Annotated in this window: 13 protein-coding genes; 5 read left to right on the top strand and 8 right to left on the bottom strand. The window is 50.9% G+C overall.

Going from position 1 to position 18,135, the window contains the following annotated elements; genetic code table 11:
* Positions 1 to 66 precede the first annotated feature (66 nt).
* The 6 genes from AC6I7T_RS24840 to AC6I7T_RS24815 form a co-directional block, all read right to left on the bottom strand.
* Positions 67 to 3,726, bottom strand: coding sequence for an efflux RND transporter permease subunit (locus AC6I7T_RS24840; protein ID WP_497790456.1), 3,660 nt, complete (start codon positions 3,724 to 3,726; stop codon positions 67 to 69).
* A gap of 9 nt (positions 3,727 to 3,735) precedes the next feature.
* On the bottom strand, positions 3,736 to 4,920 hold the full coding sequence (locus AC6I7T_RS24835) for an efflux RND transporter periplasmic adaptor subunit (RefSeq protein ID WP_497790455.1): 1,185 nt from the start codon (positions 4,918 to 4,920) through the stop codon (positions 3,736 to 3,738).
* Positions 4,921 to 4,923: 3 nt separating this feature from the next.
* Complete coding sequence (locus AC6I7T_RS24830; RefSeq protein ID WP_497790454.1) at positions 4,924 to 6,270, bottom strand: TolC family protein; 1,347 nt, start codon at positions 6,268 to 6,270, stop codon at positions 4,924 to 4,926.
* Positions 6,267 to 6,908, bottom strand: coding sequence for a TetR/AcrR family transcriptional regulator (locus AC6I7T_RS24825; RefSeq protein WP_497790453.1), 642 nt, complete (start codon positions 6,906 to 6,908; stop codon positions 6,267 to 6,269). Before AC6I7T_RS24825 ends, AC6I7T_RS24830 begins: the two co-directional genes overlap by 4 nt.
* 449 nt (positions 6,909 to 7,357) lie before the next feature.
* Complete coding sequence (locus AC6I7T_RS24820; protein ID WP_497790452.1) at positions 7,358 to 8,419, bottom strand: NAD(P)H-dependent flavin oxidoreductase; 1,062 nt, start codon at positions 8,417 to 8,419, stop codon at positions 7,358 to 7,360.
* An 83-nt stretch (positions 8,420 to 8,502) separates the two neighbouring features.
* On the bottom strand, positions 8,503 to 9,567 hold the full coding sequence (locus AC6I7T_RS24815) for a zinc-dependent alcohol dehydrogenase family protein (RefSeq protein WP_497790451.1): 1,065 nt from the start codon (positions 9,565 to 9,567) through the stop codon (positions 8,503 to 8,505).
* Positions 9,568 to 10,225: 658 nt separating this feature from the next.
* On the opposite strand from AC6I7T_RS24815, the gene AC6I7T_RS24810 reads away from it, so the two are divergent.
* The 5 genes from AC6I7T_RS24810 (at position 10,226) to AC6I7T_RS24790 (ending at position 16,010) form a co-directional block, all read left to right on the top strand.
* The gene (locus tag AC6I7T_RS24810) at positions 10,226 to 11,182 is read left to right on the top strand and encodes a tetratricopeptide repeat protein (protein ID WP_497790450.1); all 957 of its coding nucleotides are present in this window, start codon (positions 10,226 to 10,228) and stop codon (positions 11,180 to 11,182) included.
* Between the two features lie 198 nt (positions 11,183 to 11,380).
* Positions 11,381 to 11,674 (top strand): hypothetical protein, encoded by a 294-nt coding sequence (locus AC6I7T_RS24805; protein ID WP_497790449.1) that lies wholly within the window; start codon positions 11,381 to 11,383, stop codon positions 11,672 to 11,674.
* Positions 11,675 to 11,848: 174 nt separating this feature from the next.
* Entirely contained in the window at positions 11,849 to 14,890 is a 3,042-nt protein-coding gene (fdhF, locus tag AC6I7T_RS24800; protein WP_497790448.1) for a formate dehydrogenase subunit alpha, read from the top strand.
* A 26-nt stretch (positions 14,891 to 14,916) separates the two neighbouring features.
* Positions 14,917 to 15,402 carry a helical membrane plugin domain-containing protein gene (locus AC6I7T_RS24795; RefSeq protein WP_497790447.1) on the top strand — a complete coding sequence of 162 codons (486 nt, stop codon included), beginning with the start codon at positions 14,917 to 14,919 and terminating at the stop codon, positions 15,400 to 15,402.
* A gap of 227 nt (positions 15,403 to 15,629) precedes the next feature.
* Positions 15,630 to 16,010, top strand: a complete 381-nt coding sequence (locus AC6I7T_RS24790; RefSeq protein ID WP_497790446.1) for an EVE domain-containing protein — start codon at positions 15,630 to 15,632, stop codon at positions 16,008 to 16,010.
* Between the two features lie 226 nt (positions 16,011 to 16,236).
* On the opposite strand, the gene AC6I7T_RS24785 is transcribed toward AC6I7T_RS24790, so the two are convergent.
* Complete coding sequence (locus AC6I7T_RS24785; protein WP_497790445.1) at positions 16,237 to 17,052, bottom strand: class I SAM-dependent methyltransferase; 816 nt, start codon at positions 17,050 to 17,052, stop codon at positions 16,237 to 16,239.
* 219 nt (positions 17,053 to 17,271) lie between these two features.
* Entirely contained in the window at positions 17,272 to 17,895 is a 624-nt protein-coding gene (locus AC6I7T_RS24780; RefSeq protein WP_497790444.1) for a hypothetical protein, read from the bottom strand.
* Between the last annotated feature and the right edge of the window lie 240 nt (positions 17,896 to 18,135).

The following is an 18,135-nucleotide window of genomic DNA, read 5'->3' as shown; positions in this document are numbered from 1 at the left end:
AGCTTCCTGAGCCAGAGGTACGTCCTCGGGCACCCAGCAATCGGCCGGTACCCGGGACGAAGAGATCTAATTCTTTTCCTCTACCTCCACCTGTTTCTCTTCGACTACCCACGGTACGATCTTCAGATCCAGGACGAAGATGCTGTACAGCACTGGAACCAACAACAAGGTAATGAAGGTCGCAACGGCCAAGCCACCGATCTGGGCATAGCAGAGGGGTTGCCATAAGGGGCCGCCATGAAGAGCCAGCGGGAACAGTGCAAGGATCGTCGCCGCAACCGTAATGATTACCGGGCGCAAACGCACGATGCCTGCATCGCGAAGAGCCTGCTCCAATGGTTCACCCTTCTCGCGCATATCCTCGATGCAATCAAAGAGCACGATGACATGGCTGATGATGACACCGATCAAGCTTGCAATGGCAAGAAACGCCATGAAGCCGAAAGGTGTTTTCATAATTGCTAGCGCAATCAAAGCCCCAACCACCCCATAAGGGGCAGCGGCAAACACAAGAAGAGGCTTGACGGCGTGGCGGAATTGCATGAGCAAAGCGGCATAAATACCGGCAAGAGAAATAATCAGGACCGAACTCAGATTTTTAAATCCGATCTCCTGCTTGGCTTGTTCTCCGGATATCTGTAAGCGATATCCAGATGGAAGCTGCTTTTCTATCGCCTTTAGTCCCGGCAGAGCCTCTTTCAGCACTTGGGACGCGAGAACTCTAGGCTGAGGATAAGCATGAACCGAGATCGTGCGGAAATGTTCCTGGCGACGAATGCGTCCGGTTTCCAACTGATTCTCCAAGGAAGCAACGGACATCAGAGGCAGCTTACGATCGCTCTGCTGGGAGGAGTAGACATACAGATTCTTAAGATCCGAAAGCTGCGCTCGCTCGTCGGAGCGAAGTCGAGCTACAACCGGAATTTGTTTATTCCCCTCCCTCAAGCTGGCTACCGTCACACCCGCTGTTGCTGCCGAGGTAGATCCGGCAATATCGTAGTTTGTAATGCCGGATAGATTGGCCCGGTCAGGATCGATCTTCAGATTGACCTCTGGAGATTCAGGAAACCAATCATTCTGGACAACCTGAACACCAGGTAGTGGACGCAAAAGATCCTGGACCCGGCCAGCAATCTGGCGAAGATTGCGGATATCCTCCTCTTCGCGAGAGGTATCCACATCCGATGGGCCGGAAATTTGTATATCGACAGGAAACTCCACAGGATTGATCTGTAACTGATGCACGATCAGATTTGCCTGTGGAATCTCTTTCGAGAAGGCAGCCTGCAGCTCTGCAACGAGTTTTGGCATCTCCTCTTTATCATTCACTTGAATGATGATTTGAGCATAGTTTTTCTGCTGCTGCTCTGGAGATACCGAGAACCAGAAACGTGGCCCGCCCCCACCGATGAAGGTATTTAGAGAGTGCAGTAAATGCTCACCCTCTTTCTTCGACGGATGCTTCCGCTCAAAATCATTCGTAACTCGCCGGATGATCTGCTCAACCTGCTGCGCTGTCTGGCTGGTTAGAGACAATGGAGCATCATTCGGCAGCCAGATATCGACATACGACCAATACTGAACATCCTCCGGGAAAAACTGTGTTTTGAGGGAAGCAGCCGATAGAGCTCCTATCAGCAGAAAGACCAATGAACCGGCAAGTACCTTCCAGCGATGCTGAATCGCTGCACCTGCCATCCGGTAGTAGAAGCCGTAGAAGCCCTTTGTACGATGCTCTTCCATATCGAACGGCTTTCCGGTATCGGGGCGTAGAAGGTAGTAGCTCAACAACGGAATAAAGGTCATCGATACAATCCGCGAAGCCACGAGCGCCGCGGTCATCATGATTGGGAGCGTATAAAGAAACTCGCCTGTAGATCCATCCAACATCAGGAACGGAAGATAGGCAATGATGTTGGTAATCGTGGCGTACAGGATCGCGGTAGCGAGCTTTGTCGGCCCCAGCCAGGAAGCATGATGCCGGGAAACCCCCGTCGCCAGTTCCCGCTTCACTGCATCATTTGCAACAACGGGGTTGTCTACCAGAAGACCGAGAGCAATGATCAAGGTTGCAATCGAGACTTGCTGCAAGTCGATCTTGACCATGTAGGCCATGCCAAAGGTCATCGCCAACGTGATAGGAATCGACAACGCCATCAGCAACGCAGACCGCCACTCCCAGAAGCCCACCAAGGCGATCAACACGACCAGCCCAATGGCCTCCGCAAGAGCCTGCATGAAGAGATCGATGTTTTCCTTCACCTGGAGCGGTTGATCGGAAGTACGAGCAATTACCAGATCGGGAGGCAAAGATGATTTCGCATTTTCCAGCGCTTCATTGATGGTCTGACCGAACTTTTTGATCTGCTCACCCGAGCGCATATAGACAGCGATGGTAATTGCACGATTGTGATGCCAATTTCCATCCTTGTCCTGCCAGGTGTAGGAGTTTAGATACTGGGGCGGCGTCTGATAGCCGCGGCTGATTCGCACCAGATCGCGCAGATAGACAGGTGCACCCGTATTCGACGCAGCAACAATTACATCTCCAATAGAGGAGGCTGTATCGAATTGGCCCGAAGGATTCAGCAGGATTCGCTTACTCTCCGTCTCCATGCTGCCACCCGACTGTGTAATATTACGCGCAGCTAGCAACCGCCCGAGATCGCTGGCCTGCAGGCCATAACCCGCCAGACGTTCCTGGGAGTAATCCAGATAAATTTGTTCACTCTGTACGCCCTTGCGCTCTACACGAGACGTCTGCGGCACGCCCAAAAAGGTACGTGATAACAAGTCCGTATACTCTTCCAACTGAGCATAGGTGTATTTGTCTCCAGCTACGGCACGGAGTCGATTAAAGGTGTCCTGCGGATTGCGGATGATCACTGGAGCCCAGACATCCGGATCAGTCTCTGAAGACTGCATACGCGTATGCATAAAGTCTTCAATCAGCGTCTGGATCTTTTGATCTGGAAGAGCTGTAGTAGCGTCCACCCCCAAAAATCCGCTTCCGGACAGCAACTGTGGATTCGTTAAAGCTCCAGCGTCCTGCATATAGCTGATAAAGCGACGAGTTAGTTGCTCCAGCAGCGGTGAAGAGAGATTCGAAGGATAGACATAAGCAATGCTGACCTGATCGGGGCCATTTCTGCCGCTCAAGGTACGCGCCTGCTGAATTGACTCCTGTATCGAGCGAGCCCGCAGCAGCACCTCGGTATCATCTACGGTAGGGCTGGCTACAGTTAGCATGAGCGCTGCCGTGTCGCCAAAATCACTCTGAAACTGAATGCCCGTAGCACCATGCGGTAAACGGGGAGCTATCGAGGCGAGACGCAGATTGATGTCGCTGAACTGCTCACGAGTGTCTTTCGTATCTTCCGACAACTGCACGTAAACGAAAGCGGCTCCGGGCATAGAAATCGAACGAATGCCATAGGTATCGGGAGCCGCCGGATGGATTGTCCTGTTCTGCGCAATGGCATCTTCCATCGGCCTGGTAATCATCTGCTCAACTTGCTGCGCAGTAGCCCCAGGCCAGAAGCAGGTGGCAACGGCCACGCGAACAGCAATCTCAGGATCTTTGCGCTGTGGCATATGCATGTAGCCATAGATGCCCCATATGATTACAGCCACCAGCGCCGCCCACGCTACCTGCTTGTGCTCTACAAAGAAACGAGCACTATTATGCTCATGCTGGATAAGGTCTTCGTCTGTTCTGTGCGCCATGATGCTTCCTTAACGAACCACTTTGACTTCCTGGCCATCTCTGACCAACTGGCTGCCAAACACAACGATTCGCTGTCCGGCTGTAAGCCCGCTCAGAACTTCCATGGAATTACCCAAGGTTTTCCCCAGTTGCACATCCTGAGCTTTCACATAGGTTTTGCCATTGTTTTCATGAATCAGAAAAACAGCAAACCCATTCTGCTGATTGGGTGACTTGATGACGGCACCCAAAGGAACTGCGAGATAGGGACGTTCAATCTTTTCCCCGCCCAAGGTCAGGCTGCCGATCATTCCAGGGCGAACCCAACCATGTGGATTGGCAATCGTCACCTCTACAGAAAAAACCCGGCTTCTAGGATCGGCTGCAGGAGAAACGGACGTGACCACACCAGGAACCGGTTCAGGCATAGCGTCCAGAGAGATATTTAACTTCTGACCCAATCGAACATCTTTCAGCGAAATGTCCGGTACAGCAAAGATCGCCTTCACGATATGAGTATCGATCACGGTAAAGGCAGGCATACTCCCTCCGACTAAACTCCCAATCTCAACATTCCTCTCCGCAACGGAACCTTGGAAAGGAGCTCGCACAGCCGTGTCTCCATAAGCAACTTGGGCTTGCGTAATCGCCGCATGAGCGGCATTTATGGCCGCATTCACCTGTTGCACTTGCGCGTTTGCGGAGTCGTATGCAGCCTGTGCCCGATCAAAATCCGGTTTCACCAAGCTCGAAGATTCATAGAGATTCTTGGCACGGTTGTAATTCAACGTGGCCTGTAACTGATTCGCCTTTGCAGAAGCTAGTTGAGCCTCTGCCTGCTGCAGTTCCGCATTCGCCTGTTTCAAATGAGAGTCATACTCGGTAACACGTACCTGAGCCAGCATCTCTCCCTTTTCAACGGGATCTCCGGTTCCTATATTGCGCAGGCGCCCGTCGGCACCTTTAACCTGATGAATGCTCTGCACAATGCCGCCGGATTTGAAGACAAGCTGAACCTGAGCATTGGGTACGACGGAAGCCGAAAATCGCTGGCCATCTTCACTAACCACAGTATCCACTGTCCCAGTGCTGACAATCTGTACTGCAGCAGGTGGCACCTTGCTATGGCAACCACCCAAGATTACAGGCAGAAGCAATGCAGCAAAAAATCCGGGATGAGAACTCTTTCTCCCCTTCGCAGTTACTTTCTTCATCACCTAGTCCTCCCCCAGTGCATGTTCAAAATTGGCCTTGGCAGTCCAGAAGTCACTCAACGCCTGGTGATATTGGCTCTCCGCCTGGGTCAGTGAAGCCTGTTGAGAGAGCACATCTGACAAGAGTGCCGCCTTTTGTGAGTAACGGTTATTCAACTCTCTCAGTTTTTCTTTTTCCGCATCGACTGCCGATTGCTTCGCACCCAACAACATGCGACTTCTCTTCAATTCGCGAAACTTCTGATCGACATCGAGCAAAACCTGCTGCTCTACATCCGTAGCCTTCAGCGATGTCTGCCGAGCAACACTCCTCAATTCATCGCGACGATGCCGCTTATATCCCCAGTCATAAGGCTGCCATTGCATCACCAACCCAGCCGTAGCAGCATTTGTCGGCATAAAGCTGATGTTCTGAAAGGAAAGGTAATGTGTGCTCAGGGCTATATCCGGAATCGATTCGGCCTTCTGCCTGCTCACTTCCAAGTCAGCTTTTTGCTTTTGCAGCTGAGCCAGCTTTACTTCGGAACGTTCCGCTAACGCGTGGTGACGCGCTGCTTGCAGATCGATTTCTTCGAAGCTGGGAGTCGAATCGACCGTCACCGAAAGGGATGTATCCAGATCCCTTCCCATCAGGCGATTCAGAGCCTCTTTCTGCAAATCAAACGCATCTTGCGCAGCCGCAACCAAGTACTCCTGCTGCTTCACCTTGGACTTCACGGTGAGATTGTCACTTGGCAGGATAACTTTTTCCTCAAGGTTCCGATCCATCTCCTTTTCTAGTTGCTGGAGATAGGTCAATCCGGCCTTTGCCGCCTCAAGTTGAGTCTGTGCTTCCGACACCTTGTAGTAGGTCTGTTTAACTTGATGAACAACATCCTGCCGCTTGCCGCGCACACTTTCTTTTGCAAGCTCGATTCCAACTTTTGATTCCTTAGTCGCCAAGTGGACTTTGAAAAGTTGTGTCAAAGGTTGCTGCGCAGAAGCAAAAATAATACCTGTCAGCCGTCTGTTAGTACTGATCTCAGAGTCCTTTCCAGGAATAGGGCCTGTGCCTGGATAAGTTCCAAGAATTCCAGCCGGAATGTTGAAGGAAAAACGCTGTAATGGCACACCACCCAATATCTGGGTCTGAAGCTTGGGCAGATAGTTTGTGCGAGTCTCAAGAAAGATCTCGGTTGCTCTCTTGATATCGAACTGGCTGGCGGCGAGTTCGCGGTTTCCTCCTTCAGCCAGCTCGATTGCCTGCTGTAACGTGAGCACCGGCGGGTCACTCGAAGCTTGCTGCGCAGAAACAGAGGCTGCGCTCAAAAAGGCAATCGCCAAAATTGAAGCAGAACAACAACGAATCATGATCGCTTTCCCTTGTAATAAGGTTCGAGATAACGGTGGAGAACGGTTTTCAGTTCTTTCACAATCGGCTTTCTTTGACGAGCGCTCGCCGAGCGCACCATGGGCAGGAATCCTTGAAAGATAGCCCCACAAGCCTCGGAAACACGGATCCCTTCCGCAGGAGTAAGGTGTGGAACTATGGTTTTCAATCTCCGCGAAAGCCTTTCCACTGCAGATCGGTGTCTAAAATCAGCCTTCGTCCGAAGCTCCGGTGTAGTCGCCACTGCAAGTTCAATGGCCTCCAGAGCAAGCACGCTTTGCTCAAACGACAGAAGCGGATCTACGATGCTATCGATTTCAGCAACAAGATCTCGAGGCAGCTGTCTGTTCTCGGAGAGATACCGGTCATGCATCACAGCCGACCGGGCCATATGACGATTGGCGAGTTCAATAGCCATCTCTTCCTTATTACGGAAGAACTGATATAGCGTTCCGGGCGAAGCCTCAGCCCTCTGAGCTATCAGATTGGTCGTTGCACGCTCATATCCGACCTCTGCAAAGACCTCTTCTGCAGCCCGGAGGAGTGCGTCGATCCTTTCCTGTCCACGCTTCTGCCGTTTTCTGGACATAACCGACGTTGAGGTTGGTCTCTTTTTCATTTGCGAATAAACACTCGTATTTTTGTTAATTACGAGTATTTGCTCGTAATAGTGGAGATGTCAAGCTCTTTTACGAGCTGACGGCCAGGACAGTTCGATTCCGGTGTAGGCTGAAGCCGCTTATCAGCGCAATCAGTCATGGTTCGTTAATGAGCCATGCGAAATCCAAATGCCCTGAAAATGGAACCGTCAACAGTACCAAAAGAAAGCAGTCGGTGAAAGTTTTATTTCGAACAATTCCAGCGTTATTGTGTCCGATCAAGGATCGGTGAAGTGCCGCTTCCTTCGAAGGAAAGCGGCTTCGGGCTTCGAGGCTCGTGGATGTAGCCACGCCGGAACAGGTCTTCCGGTATTACCGATGTAATACCGGAAAGAGAGCGGGTAGGAAGCTGGAGAGAATATGAGCTGCAGAGATGCTTTCGCGATAACTTACAAACAAGGGATGCCGGTCATTTTACGAGACAACCGGACATTTCCTCCACCAGGTGGGAGACCAATTCAGCTGCAGGAAGGGCCCGAGTCCGTGACACTCCGGTACCGGCCCAAAGGGAAAGGAACCTGGCATCTCCCCTTTTGGTAGCCTCATTCCGAATCGCTCTGGTCAGTGTATTTTGGATCGGGAATGGCAGAATTATATCTTCCTTATGCTGCAACATTGCAACAAAGTCGTTTGTTAGTCCGCGAGCAGGACGTCCCGAAAAGGCACGAGTGATAACGGTGCTATCGTCGTGAGTCGAGAGCATCACTTGCTTGTGTGCTAAAGGAGTTCCGGCCTCCGGACATGTCATGAATGCAGTTCCAAGCTGCGCAGCAGATGCTCCGAGCTTCAGAGACTCCGTAATATCGCGCCCATCCATTAAGCCGCCGGAAGCAATTGTTGGAACCGCCACAGTGCTCACAATCTGCCGCACCAAAGTCATTGTTGGAACCATCGACGTCTCGAAAGAACGGAGAAACGTACCGCGATGTCCCCCGGCTTCAAGACCCTGGGCAACAACAGCATCTATTCCCTTGCCTTCCAGGTATTGAGCTTCTTCCACTGTAGTTGCGGTTCCCATGACAGTGATTCCAGCCGCACGAAGCCGCCGTAGCGACCCTTCATTGGGGACACCAAAGGTAAAGCTAAAAACTGGAGGACGGGTTTCGAGGATCACCTCCAATTGATCATCGAAAGGATCTTTTGAGATTGGGGGTAGAAGGGGAGGTGTTAGCCCCAGGCTCTCATGTATTTCGCCAAGCATCGATAGTATCGGCTTAGGATCTGCGTGAGATTCCCAGGCATAGCCACCGGCAAAGAGATTCACATTGAAAGGCCGAGACGTAAGCTTTCGAATGTTGGCGATGGTCTGTGCAATCTGCTCGGGAGACATATATGCTGCACCAAGCGAACCGAGGCCGCCAGCATTGGAAACAGCAGCAATCAGCTCTGGTGTTGTGAATCCGCCAGCCATGGGAGCTTGAACGATGGGATACTCGATATCAAGTCTCTGCAAGAACTCATTCTTTGTCACAGTTCAGATCCTCAGATTTGTTTGATGCGCAATCGATAATCGGGAAGAAGTGGTAGACCACTCCTCTGTCCGGCATATCCCGATCAATCGAGTTTAATGACAATCTTTCCGAAATGCTGGCCTGTCTCCATGTAATGCAATGCTTCACGTGCCTGCTCCAATGGAAATACGCGATCTATTACCGGCTTTAGACCATTGCTATGGATAGCTCGGTTCATGGCCTGAAACATTGATAGAGATCCAACATAAATTCCCTGCACGCGCAAATTGCCATGCAGAATTGGGCCTATATTCAGAGACTCGCCTATTCCGGAGAGAACACCGATCAAGCTGATCTGCCCGCCATGACGAACCGCACGTAGCGAGCGAGATAAGGTACCGGCACCGCCAACTTCAAGAACGACATCTACACCACGGCCTTCGGTCAGACGCAAAACTTCCTTTTCCCAATCGGGAGTCCGTTTGTAGTTGATTGTCTCGTCTGCGCCCAAGCTCCTGGCACGTTCCAACTTCTCGTCACTGCTGGAGGTGATGATGGCACGTGCACCATGCAACTTCGCAAATTGCAGACCAAAGACAGAAACGCCACCCGTTCCCAACAGCAAAACAGAGTCACCGCTCTTCAAGTGAGCAGTAGGAACAAGTCCATGCCAGGCTGTGACAGCAGCGCACGGCAAAGCAGCCCCCTCCTCAAAACTCAAGTGCTCAGGCAGGTGGACCAACCCCTGCTGCTCAAATACACGATAGGTAACCAATACCCCATCAACAGAACCGCCAAGAGCCGATTTCCCTACTTCACGGTGATAATCGCCCTCTATCCAGTTCTGAAAAAACGCGCCCGCGACCCTGCCTCCCGGCTTAAAGGCTGTTACTTCCTCCCCTATTGAAACCACCTCGCCTGCTCCGTCGGATGCAATGATCAGAGGCTTGGGCAAATTGGGGCTATATTTGCCGGAAACCACTAGCAGGTCACGATAATTCAGAGAAACAGCCTTTATGGCCACCAGAACCTGTCGAGGCCCAGGTTTCTGGATTGGAATGGAATCTATAGAGAGTGCATCAATCGAAGTCTCCGCGGTTATGCGCACGGCATTCGCTGTGGAGGGGAAATTCCTTTGTGAAGAGGAAATCGCTGCGGCGGTACTCATAGATTCACCTCAAGTATTCAAAATATGTGCCGGTGTGGAAAACCAGCTTCTCTAGAAGCCCACAGGACAAAAGCATATTACTCACTTTGAGGTAGATGCAAAGAGGGGCTTCCCTGGCTCAAAATGAGAACCTTAACATGTGACGCGATACAACCGAAATGCATCGAAACCAAACATCCGATAAAGCAATCAAGACAAGCTCGTTCTTATATATTTTTCACACCCAATCCCACGAAAGTATTTCCTGCGTAGAGGAGAAAGAACCACAGAAGCTTTGGAAACTTTCGCCAGAGTGAGCTGCGCCCCTGTCCTTCGTCAGAGCCATACCTATGCGGAAAGCTCTCTAAACATGCCGAAGTGACAAACGATATGAGCGACCGAAAATCCCTCGACAGGCAAAACCGCGTGGTGACTTAAGTTGTAATTTCACGGCACAGTAACTGAGACATTTTCGAATGCCTATGTAAATCTACATTTAAAAACTCAGATGAATGGCCATTCATCTCAGAGGCTTCAAGGTGCTGATCATCCAGCAATCATCGGCATATTTCTCATTATGGTATTTTTCGCCCAGTTAGAAAAACCATTAGCACAGAAGTTGTAGGCGTTCACGGAAATTCCATGCACTTCTCAAACAGATTTAGCCGATGCTAGAGGTATGAGAAATGCCTGCACAATACTCTTCCTAATGGTCTTTGCTTGTTCGGCATCTCCAGCTCAGGTGAGTTTGAACAAGCAGGTTAACCAGGTCTTCACTCTAGAACAACAGGGCAAATATGCCGACGCGGCCGACGTTGCGCGCAAGCTAGTAAATTCCAACTCTCTGAGTGGAATCACACTGGGAAGGACATGGCACTTACTTGGTCTGGCATACATGCAACAGGACCGGTTAAGAGAAGCACAGAATGCTTTTGAGCAGTCGATCCACCTCTTCGAGAATGAACCGGAATACAAGGAAGATTATGCTGCCGTTCTGCATAGCATGGCAGATCTGTATCAAAGTCTCGGACAGTTACAGGTTGCATCTCGTCTAGAGCTCCGCTCTCTCAACATTTTCAAGCAAACCGGTGCTCATGGCGTAATCGCCCGCGTCTCCAGCAATATCGCAGGACTGGCTATCAGCCAAAACCAGATTGGTGAAGGGAAAAAGTATCTGGAGCAGGCAGTTAAGGAAAGCAAGCTCGCCACCGATCTCGACGATGATGATCGCGCTGCAATCTTTGCCATTCAAGGTTGGCTCGCCGTTCTGCACCACGACACTGAGCTTGCGATTTCGGACTACCGGCAATCCCTGGAACTCTGGAAGCACACGCATGGCGAGAATCATGCACTTGTAGGCTGGGGACATGTACTCGTAGGACGAACTCTTGCCGACACCACAGAAAAAGCAAAGGCGCTTGACGAGATTCGTTCCGGGCTATCGATCCTCGATCATACAGTCGGTCATCAAGACCCGAAATTCTTTGCCGCTAAGCTCGCATATTCGTATGCCCTGGACGCCAACGGACTTCATCGTGAAGCAACCAGCGCCAAATCGGAAGCCCAGAATGGACTTAAGGACTTCTATCGCGGCAAATGCGCCTCATGCACAATCAGCATGATAGCCCTTCAGTAAATGGCATTTTTGCAATAGATACAGTTCCATGCCTTCAGAAGCCTCCTCCGGGAGGCTTCTGAGCTTCTACATTGGATAACGCTGTGTCTTCCATTCATGCTGTACAGAAGTAGTCTGACGAATTTTCCCTCTCTTCCCACAATCCAAACAACGCAACTGGACGTGTACCGCTTCGCATCTATGCTCGTGGAGAGACAAATGCCGTTACAAACGAAGCCGGAAGATAAACCCGCAGCAATCTGCTTCTCTTTTTCGAATAGAGACGAAGGTATAGAGGTAACCTGCACTACCTTGCCCCAACAGACAAGTCTTCTATTTCACATACAGAGTGAAACTTCGCGCTTTACCAGCCGGGATGCCTTCAAGAAGAAGATCATCGAAGTAGGGATGAGCCCAGCTGCGGCGGAGACTCCAGAACGTTCTTTCAACGCCACGGCAAGACAACTGCGAGAACTTGGCTTTTCGGTCGAGGTCGAGAAAGACGCAGCTTAGATAATTCCGTAAATATGTGGCCCCAGCCGCAGATGCATACGCAACTATCGCCGACAGGTCTAGGCCTGTGAGGGAAATGCTCTCAGAACCGAATCGCGCAATCTTCTCCGTGATCAGTAAAAACTAAAGAATCTTCAGCTACACCGCTTGTGTCGGTTCGCATCACAGCAGATTATGAGTCTGGGAAACGCCGTTATCCCTCATTTCCTGAATGTCGAACGTGGTATCGAAGATCCCATCCCGCCAAAGGTTGAAGTGATTGTGGATGGCCGTAGCTATCAAGGGCTGCAGGGCGAACCTTTGATCGACATGATCAACCGCGAGACCGGCAAGGAATTAGCTCAGGTCTGCTACCATCCCCAGCTAGGTCCTATTCAAACCTGTGACACCTGCATCGTCGAAGTAAATGGAGAACTGGTCCGCGCCTGCGGTACACGCATCCGGCCCCATATGATTGTCGTGACGGAAAACCGTCGCGCCCGGGCGGCTCAACACGAGGCCTTCGATCGTATTCTTGGCAATCATCTACTCTACTGCACAGTTTGCGACAACAATAATCAGAACTGTACCGTTCACAATACTACGGCGCTGTTGAAGGTCGAGCATCAGACAATTCCTTTCAAACACAAGCCCTACGAGAAGGATGAGACAAACCCCTTCTACCGCTACGATCCCGACCAATGCATTCTGTGCGGCCGTTGCGTCGAAGCCTGCCAAAATGTACAGGTAAATGAGACGCTTTCTATCCACTGGGAAGACAAGCATCCACGAGTCCTTTGGGATGGTGGCTCCAGGATTGACGAATCCAGCTGCGTCTCTTGTGGTCATTGCATCACGGTCTGCCCCTGCAATGCATTGATGGAGAAGTCGATGGTAGGCGAAGCTGGATACTTTACCGGCCTGCAGCGTCAGACACTCGATGACTTAATCACCGTAGTTAAGGGAATCGAGCCCGACGTGGGATACGGCGCAATTCTGAAGCTCTCCGCAGTCGAAGCTGAGATGCGGGCTGCCCGTATTGAGAAGACCAAGACTGTCTGCACCTACTGCGGTGTCGGTTGCGCCTTTGACGTGTGGCATCGCGACCGCAGGATTCTCAAGATAGAACCCGGAGATGGGCCGGCCAACGGCATTTCCACCTGCGTAAAGGGAAAGTTTGGCTTCAACTTCGTCAACAGTAATGACCGGCTGACAACTCCGCTAATCCGCGATGGAGACCACTTCCGCGAGTGCAGCTGGGATGAGGCGTTGACCTTCATTACTGACAAGCTGAAGGAGATCAAAGCAAAGCATGGACCGGATGCTATCGAATGCATCGCCTCCTCAAAGTGCACGAATGAGGAAAGCTATCTGATGCAAAAGCTGGCCCGTGCAGTTATTGGAACCAACAACGTAGATAACTGCTCACGCTATTGCCAGTCGCCTGCAACCAAGGGGCTGACGCGAACTGTCGGTTACGGCGGAGATTCGGGTTCTATCTCCGATATCGAGCGGGCCAGCCTGGTGCTTATTGTCGGCTCCAATACAGCAGAGAATCATCCAGTGCTGGCAACACGTGTGAAGCGCGCACATAAGCTACGCGGACAGCGGCTGTTTGTTTCAGACCTCAGAAAGAACGAGATGGCCGAACGTGCCGATATCTGGTTGCGTCCACGACCCAGTACAGACCTTGTCTGGATCAATGCCATTGCCAAATACATTCTCGATAACGGCTGGCACAACTCAGAATTCATCTCGGCTCGCGTTAACAACTTCGATCAATATGCCGAAAGTTTACAGCCTTTCACGATGGAATTTGCTGAAGAGAAGACCGGCATTCCCCAAACAACATTGAAGACCGTAGCCGAGGAGATTGCTCATGCCAAGAGTGTATGCATCCTGTGGGCGATGGGGATCACGCAGCACAAACATGGCTCCGATACCTCGACGGCACTTTCGAATCTGTTACTACTAACAGGAAATTATGGCAGGCCCGGGACAGGAGGGTATCCCTTGCGTGGGCACAATAATGTCCAGGGTTGCAGTGACTTCGGTTCGATGCCCGACAAGCTGCCAGGCTACATGGACGTCAGCGATCCGGAGATCCGGCGGCATTGGGAACGGGCTTGGGGAGTGCAACTGCCGGACCGTGACGGCATGGACAATCACCTGATGGTAGACGGCATGCACGAGGGAAAGGTAAAGGCGCTCTATCTGATCGGCGAAGACATGATCAGCTCGGAGTCGAATAAGCATTATGTGGCGGCAGGCTTCGAAAGGCTGGAACTTTTTGTGGTGCAGGAGATCTTCTTTACTATGACCTGTCAATATGCCGATGTCGTGCTGCCGGGCGTACCAAGTTTCGAAAAAGAAGGCACATATGTTAATACCGAACGGCGCATACAACGGCTCTATGAGGCGATGAAGCCGCTGCCGGGCACCCGCCCCGATTGGATGATCATTCAGGACATTGCAAACAAACTAGGTGCAGATTGGAGTTACAACTCCCCTTCGGACGTTATGGATGAGTGTGCCGGAATAGCACCGCTTTTTGCAGGCGTGACATATGCGCGCCTTGCAGGCTACAACAGCCTGCAGTGGCCAGTTCAGGCCGATGGGACGGACTCACCACTCCTCTATGTCGACAAGTTCCCTTTTCCGGATGGCAAAGCAAAATTCCATCCGATCGAATGGAATATGCCTGCTCAACAGGAAGATTCGGAATACGATCTACACCTGAACAACGGGCGAATGCTCGAGCACTTTGAAGCAGGCAATATGACCTACCGAGTGCCGGGGATTGTGATGAAAGCTCCAGATACCTTTCTCGAAGTATCTCCGGAACTAGCTGCGGAACGGGGTCTGGAAAGCGGAAGGTACGTGAAAGTCAAGTCCCGGGACGGTGAGATTGTCTTGCGGATACAGGTGACCGATCGGGTAAGCGGAAACATCGTTTATGCTCCGCTCAATTCTCAGCAGCAGCCGATCAATACGCTCACCAGCAACAACGTCGACACAGTAGTACACACTCCGGCGTACAAAGAGACACCTGTCCAGATAGAGCCGTTACCAGAGACAGGGCGCCCGCCGCTGCCATACACGAATCATCGTTTCCATAAGGGCATTCCCCAGAATGGCGTAGAGGTTGAGCGGAAGTGGTCGCAACCCGATTATCGGATGCCGGGAATAAATCTGGTTCAAATTGAGAAGACGTCGAAACCCAAACGAATCGCGTAGCAAAAATCATCAGGAGATCAGGGAAGATGGCAAAACCGATTCAACTCGACATCCCGACACGCAATCACAAAGCGGAGCTACAGACGCGTTTGGCCGAAGCTCCGGTTGAGCATGCCAGTGCAATACTTGAGCTTCTGGAACTGATCGAAGTTCTCCACAAAAGAAACGTACTGAATACCCTATGCGGAGGTGTCGGAGCGGGAGGGGACATCATTGCGAATCTATCGAACGCCGCAGCTCAACCGGAAAGTATTCGCGCCATGCGGAATTTGGTCATCCTGGTAAAGATTATGGGCAAGATCGATCCCGAACTACTCGATGCCCTTCAAAAGTCGATTCCACCTGAGCTTACTGATAGATATCTGCGGAGCCTGACACCGAAGCCGAGCCTATGGAAGATAGCAAGGCTAATGTTCTCGGAACCTGTCCGCAGAGTCTTGATGGCAACCGGTTTTATGATGGCAGGCGTCGGCTATTATCTGGGCAAGGAGACGCACAGTATGTCCAAATGAAAGTCCTCCTGCTGCGGCCCACTGGTCACCTAACATCAATGACTAGAGGACCGGCAATAGAAGAGACCAAGTCAGCCCAAATTGTGAGCGATTCTTGCTCCTCCTGGAAATTGTTCCCGCTCTACAGATGCCCGTCCTCCTGGTAAAAAGTGCTATAAGAGGCATATTGCATCGTTTTCCCCGGCCTGCAATAACGACAGGTCATAAACGATGTGAGGAGGAGGCTCATGCCCTATTTGTTAAAGAGTGAACCGGATAAGTATTCTTATGACGATCTCGAGCGAGACGGCGAAACTATCTGGGATGGGATCAAAAACCCGCAGGCTCTCCAGTCTATGGCAAAGATGAAGCCCGGCGAAGATCTAGTCATCTACCACTCGGTTACAGGAAAGGAAGCAGTTGGCATCGCCAAGGTGGTTTCAGTAGATGCCACTGACCCTAAGAATCCAATCGTCAAAATCAAGTCGCACAAAAAGCTAAAACGCGCGAAGTCATTGGCTGAAATGCGCGAAGAAGCTAGCTTTAAAGACTCTCTGCTCTTCAGGCAATTTCGGCTTTCCGTGGTTCCTCTTACAAAGGAACAGTTTCAGTGGCTTGTAAATGGATAAGGCTCTAGAACATTTCCCGCATAGGTAAAGACTTGCCAAGAACAACGAGGAGCGGCTTTCTTTGGCGGAAAGCTGCTCCTCGTCTTGGTCTACATCTTTGCGGGCAATGCTCTAAAGCAAAACCAGCGTTACTATGTCCTATCCAAATTCGGCGATGGGCAGGTTTTCTCGACGGAAAACCTGCGTAGGGAGTTGTGGTTCGGGATACACCTACGCTGATTTTGCTCTAATTGGCTTTAGCCCAAGCCATCATTGTGGGCAACATGATGGCGGCATAGCCGGCCGCCTTCATCGCACTTTGAAATGCATCCGGAACACTTTCGATATCTAGGCCTTCAGCAATTGGGACATTATAGGCAATAGCTCTGGGAAGCAGATTGGCATAAGACTCGGCAGACACCTGATACAACTCCGAATTCTCAGAACCATCGACCACAGCTTCGAATCTCATTTGAGGCTGTGGTAAACCTGCATCCATAAACACACGATGAAGTTTGGGTCCCAGATCGACATGGGCACCTGAGCGCCGAAGTGTTTCTGTCATGCAGGTAAGAATCGTCTTCATCGGATTATCCGGCCCTGCTGGTGGAACCATCCATGGCTCCATAAATGCAACAATTCCACCGGGACGAAGATGTTTGCACAAGCGTGCCAATACTGCAGAGGGATCAGGCTGATACATCAGGATGAGTCTGCCGACGATTGCGTCGAAGGCTCCTTCCGGCTCGTATTGGGAGAGATCGGAAGATACAAACGAAATATTGTTTGCACCTGTATTCCAGACACGTCTGCGAGCATGGGCAACAGCTCCCGCATCCGCCTCGACACCAACTACATGACCCGAGAGTCCAACAATCTCCGAGAGAAGAAGACAAACATCTCCGGCACCGGAACCGACATCGAGGACACGCATTCCTCGCGTAATTCCAGCATCTTCAAAGAGTCTTTGCGTCATCGGTCGGTAAAATTTGCCCTGACGCTCAAGCCGGTTATACTCCTGGACGGACTTCCCGAATGCATATTCTTGCGTTGCAGTGCTCATAGCCCTCGAATCCGTATGATCTTTAGCTATAAAGCTAACGAGGGTAACAGAATTCTTGCAGGTAAATCAATACAGGTTATTTCATAAGCACAAGAAGAAAGAGCTCAAGAGTGACAAATAACGAAGAATGGCGCGGCTTTTCTGCATCGAGAAAAAACCGCGCTTATTCTTGTAGCCAGGCGGTTGTGATAATAAGTGCTCCGAATCTGGAGCACTTATCTATACGTACTCGGTCTTTGTAGTTTTCAGGCTCGGCGCCGTATAGGATTCAAACGTCGTCAGAGCCGATTGCGCTGCTGTCAGACTTCCGCTCGAAACAGCCGCTTCTATACTTGAGAGAAACTGTCCGACTGGATCATCGCCAGTGGAATTCTTCGGACTGTTCTTCTCGATCTGTGAAACATATTTTTCGGCCGATGTCATATCGCCGGATTCGATTGCCGACTCAAGATTCGACATAAGAGTGTCAAAGCTATTCGAGGTCGAATTGGTGGTTGTCGATTCCGGAGCAGCATATGACTGAAAAGTTGTCAGAGCTGACTGTGCGGCTGTCAGGCTTCCACTTGAAACGGCGCTCTCTACACTGGTTAGAAACTGCCCAATAGGATCGTTGCCGTTCTCGCCCTTCGAATTGTTCGTTTCGATTTTTGAAAGATACTGTTCTGCGGCATTAAGATTACCCGACTGAATGGCCGACTCCAGACTTGTCAACCAACTGTCGAAGGTATCCGCACTGTTTGTGGTCGTAGCTGTACTCGTTGAGCTGGTAGTCGAACTTGTCGTGGAGTAGCTGTAATCATACGGAATGCTGCTGCTTTGGGTAACACCGAAGATGCTGCTCATTCTCGCTCCATAGAACTGGAATTTGTCACTGGCAATCTGAATTATCGCTGCATCAGAAATGCCCAACTGTTGAGTCCTGACGAGAGGAGAAATAGGCGGTGTTACAAGAGACAGCTAAGTGAAAGTCCTCTCTTCCCATCACGGGAAGAGAGCCTGGAGCAGTTTCGAATCGGGAGAATATGTAACTGCCACGATTCCAATGAGAGAATTTTAAACAATGAAAGCGGCCCTGAAAAATTA

Source organism: Humiphilus diazotrophicus (assembly GCF_059726315.1).
This window is presented reverse-complemented; position numbering and strand designations above follow the sequence as displayed.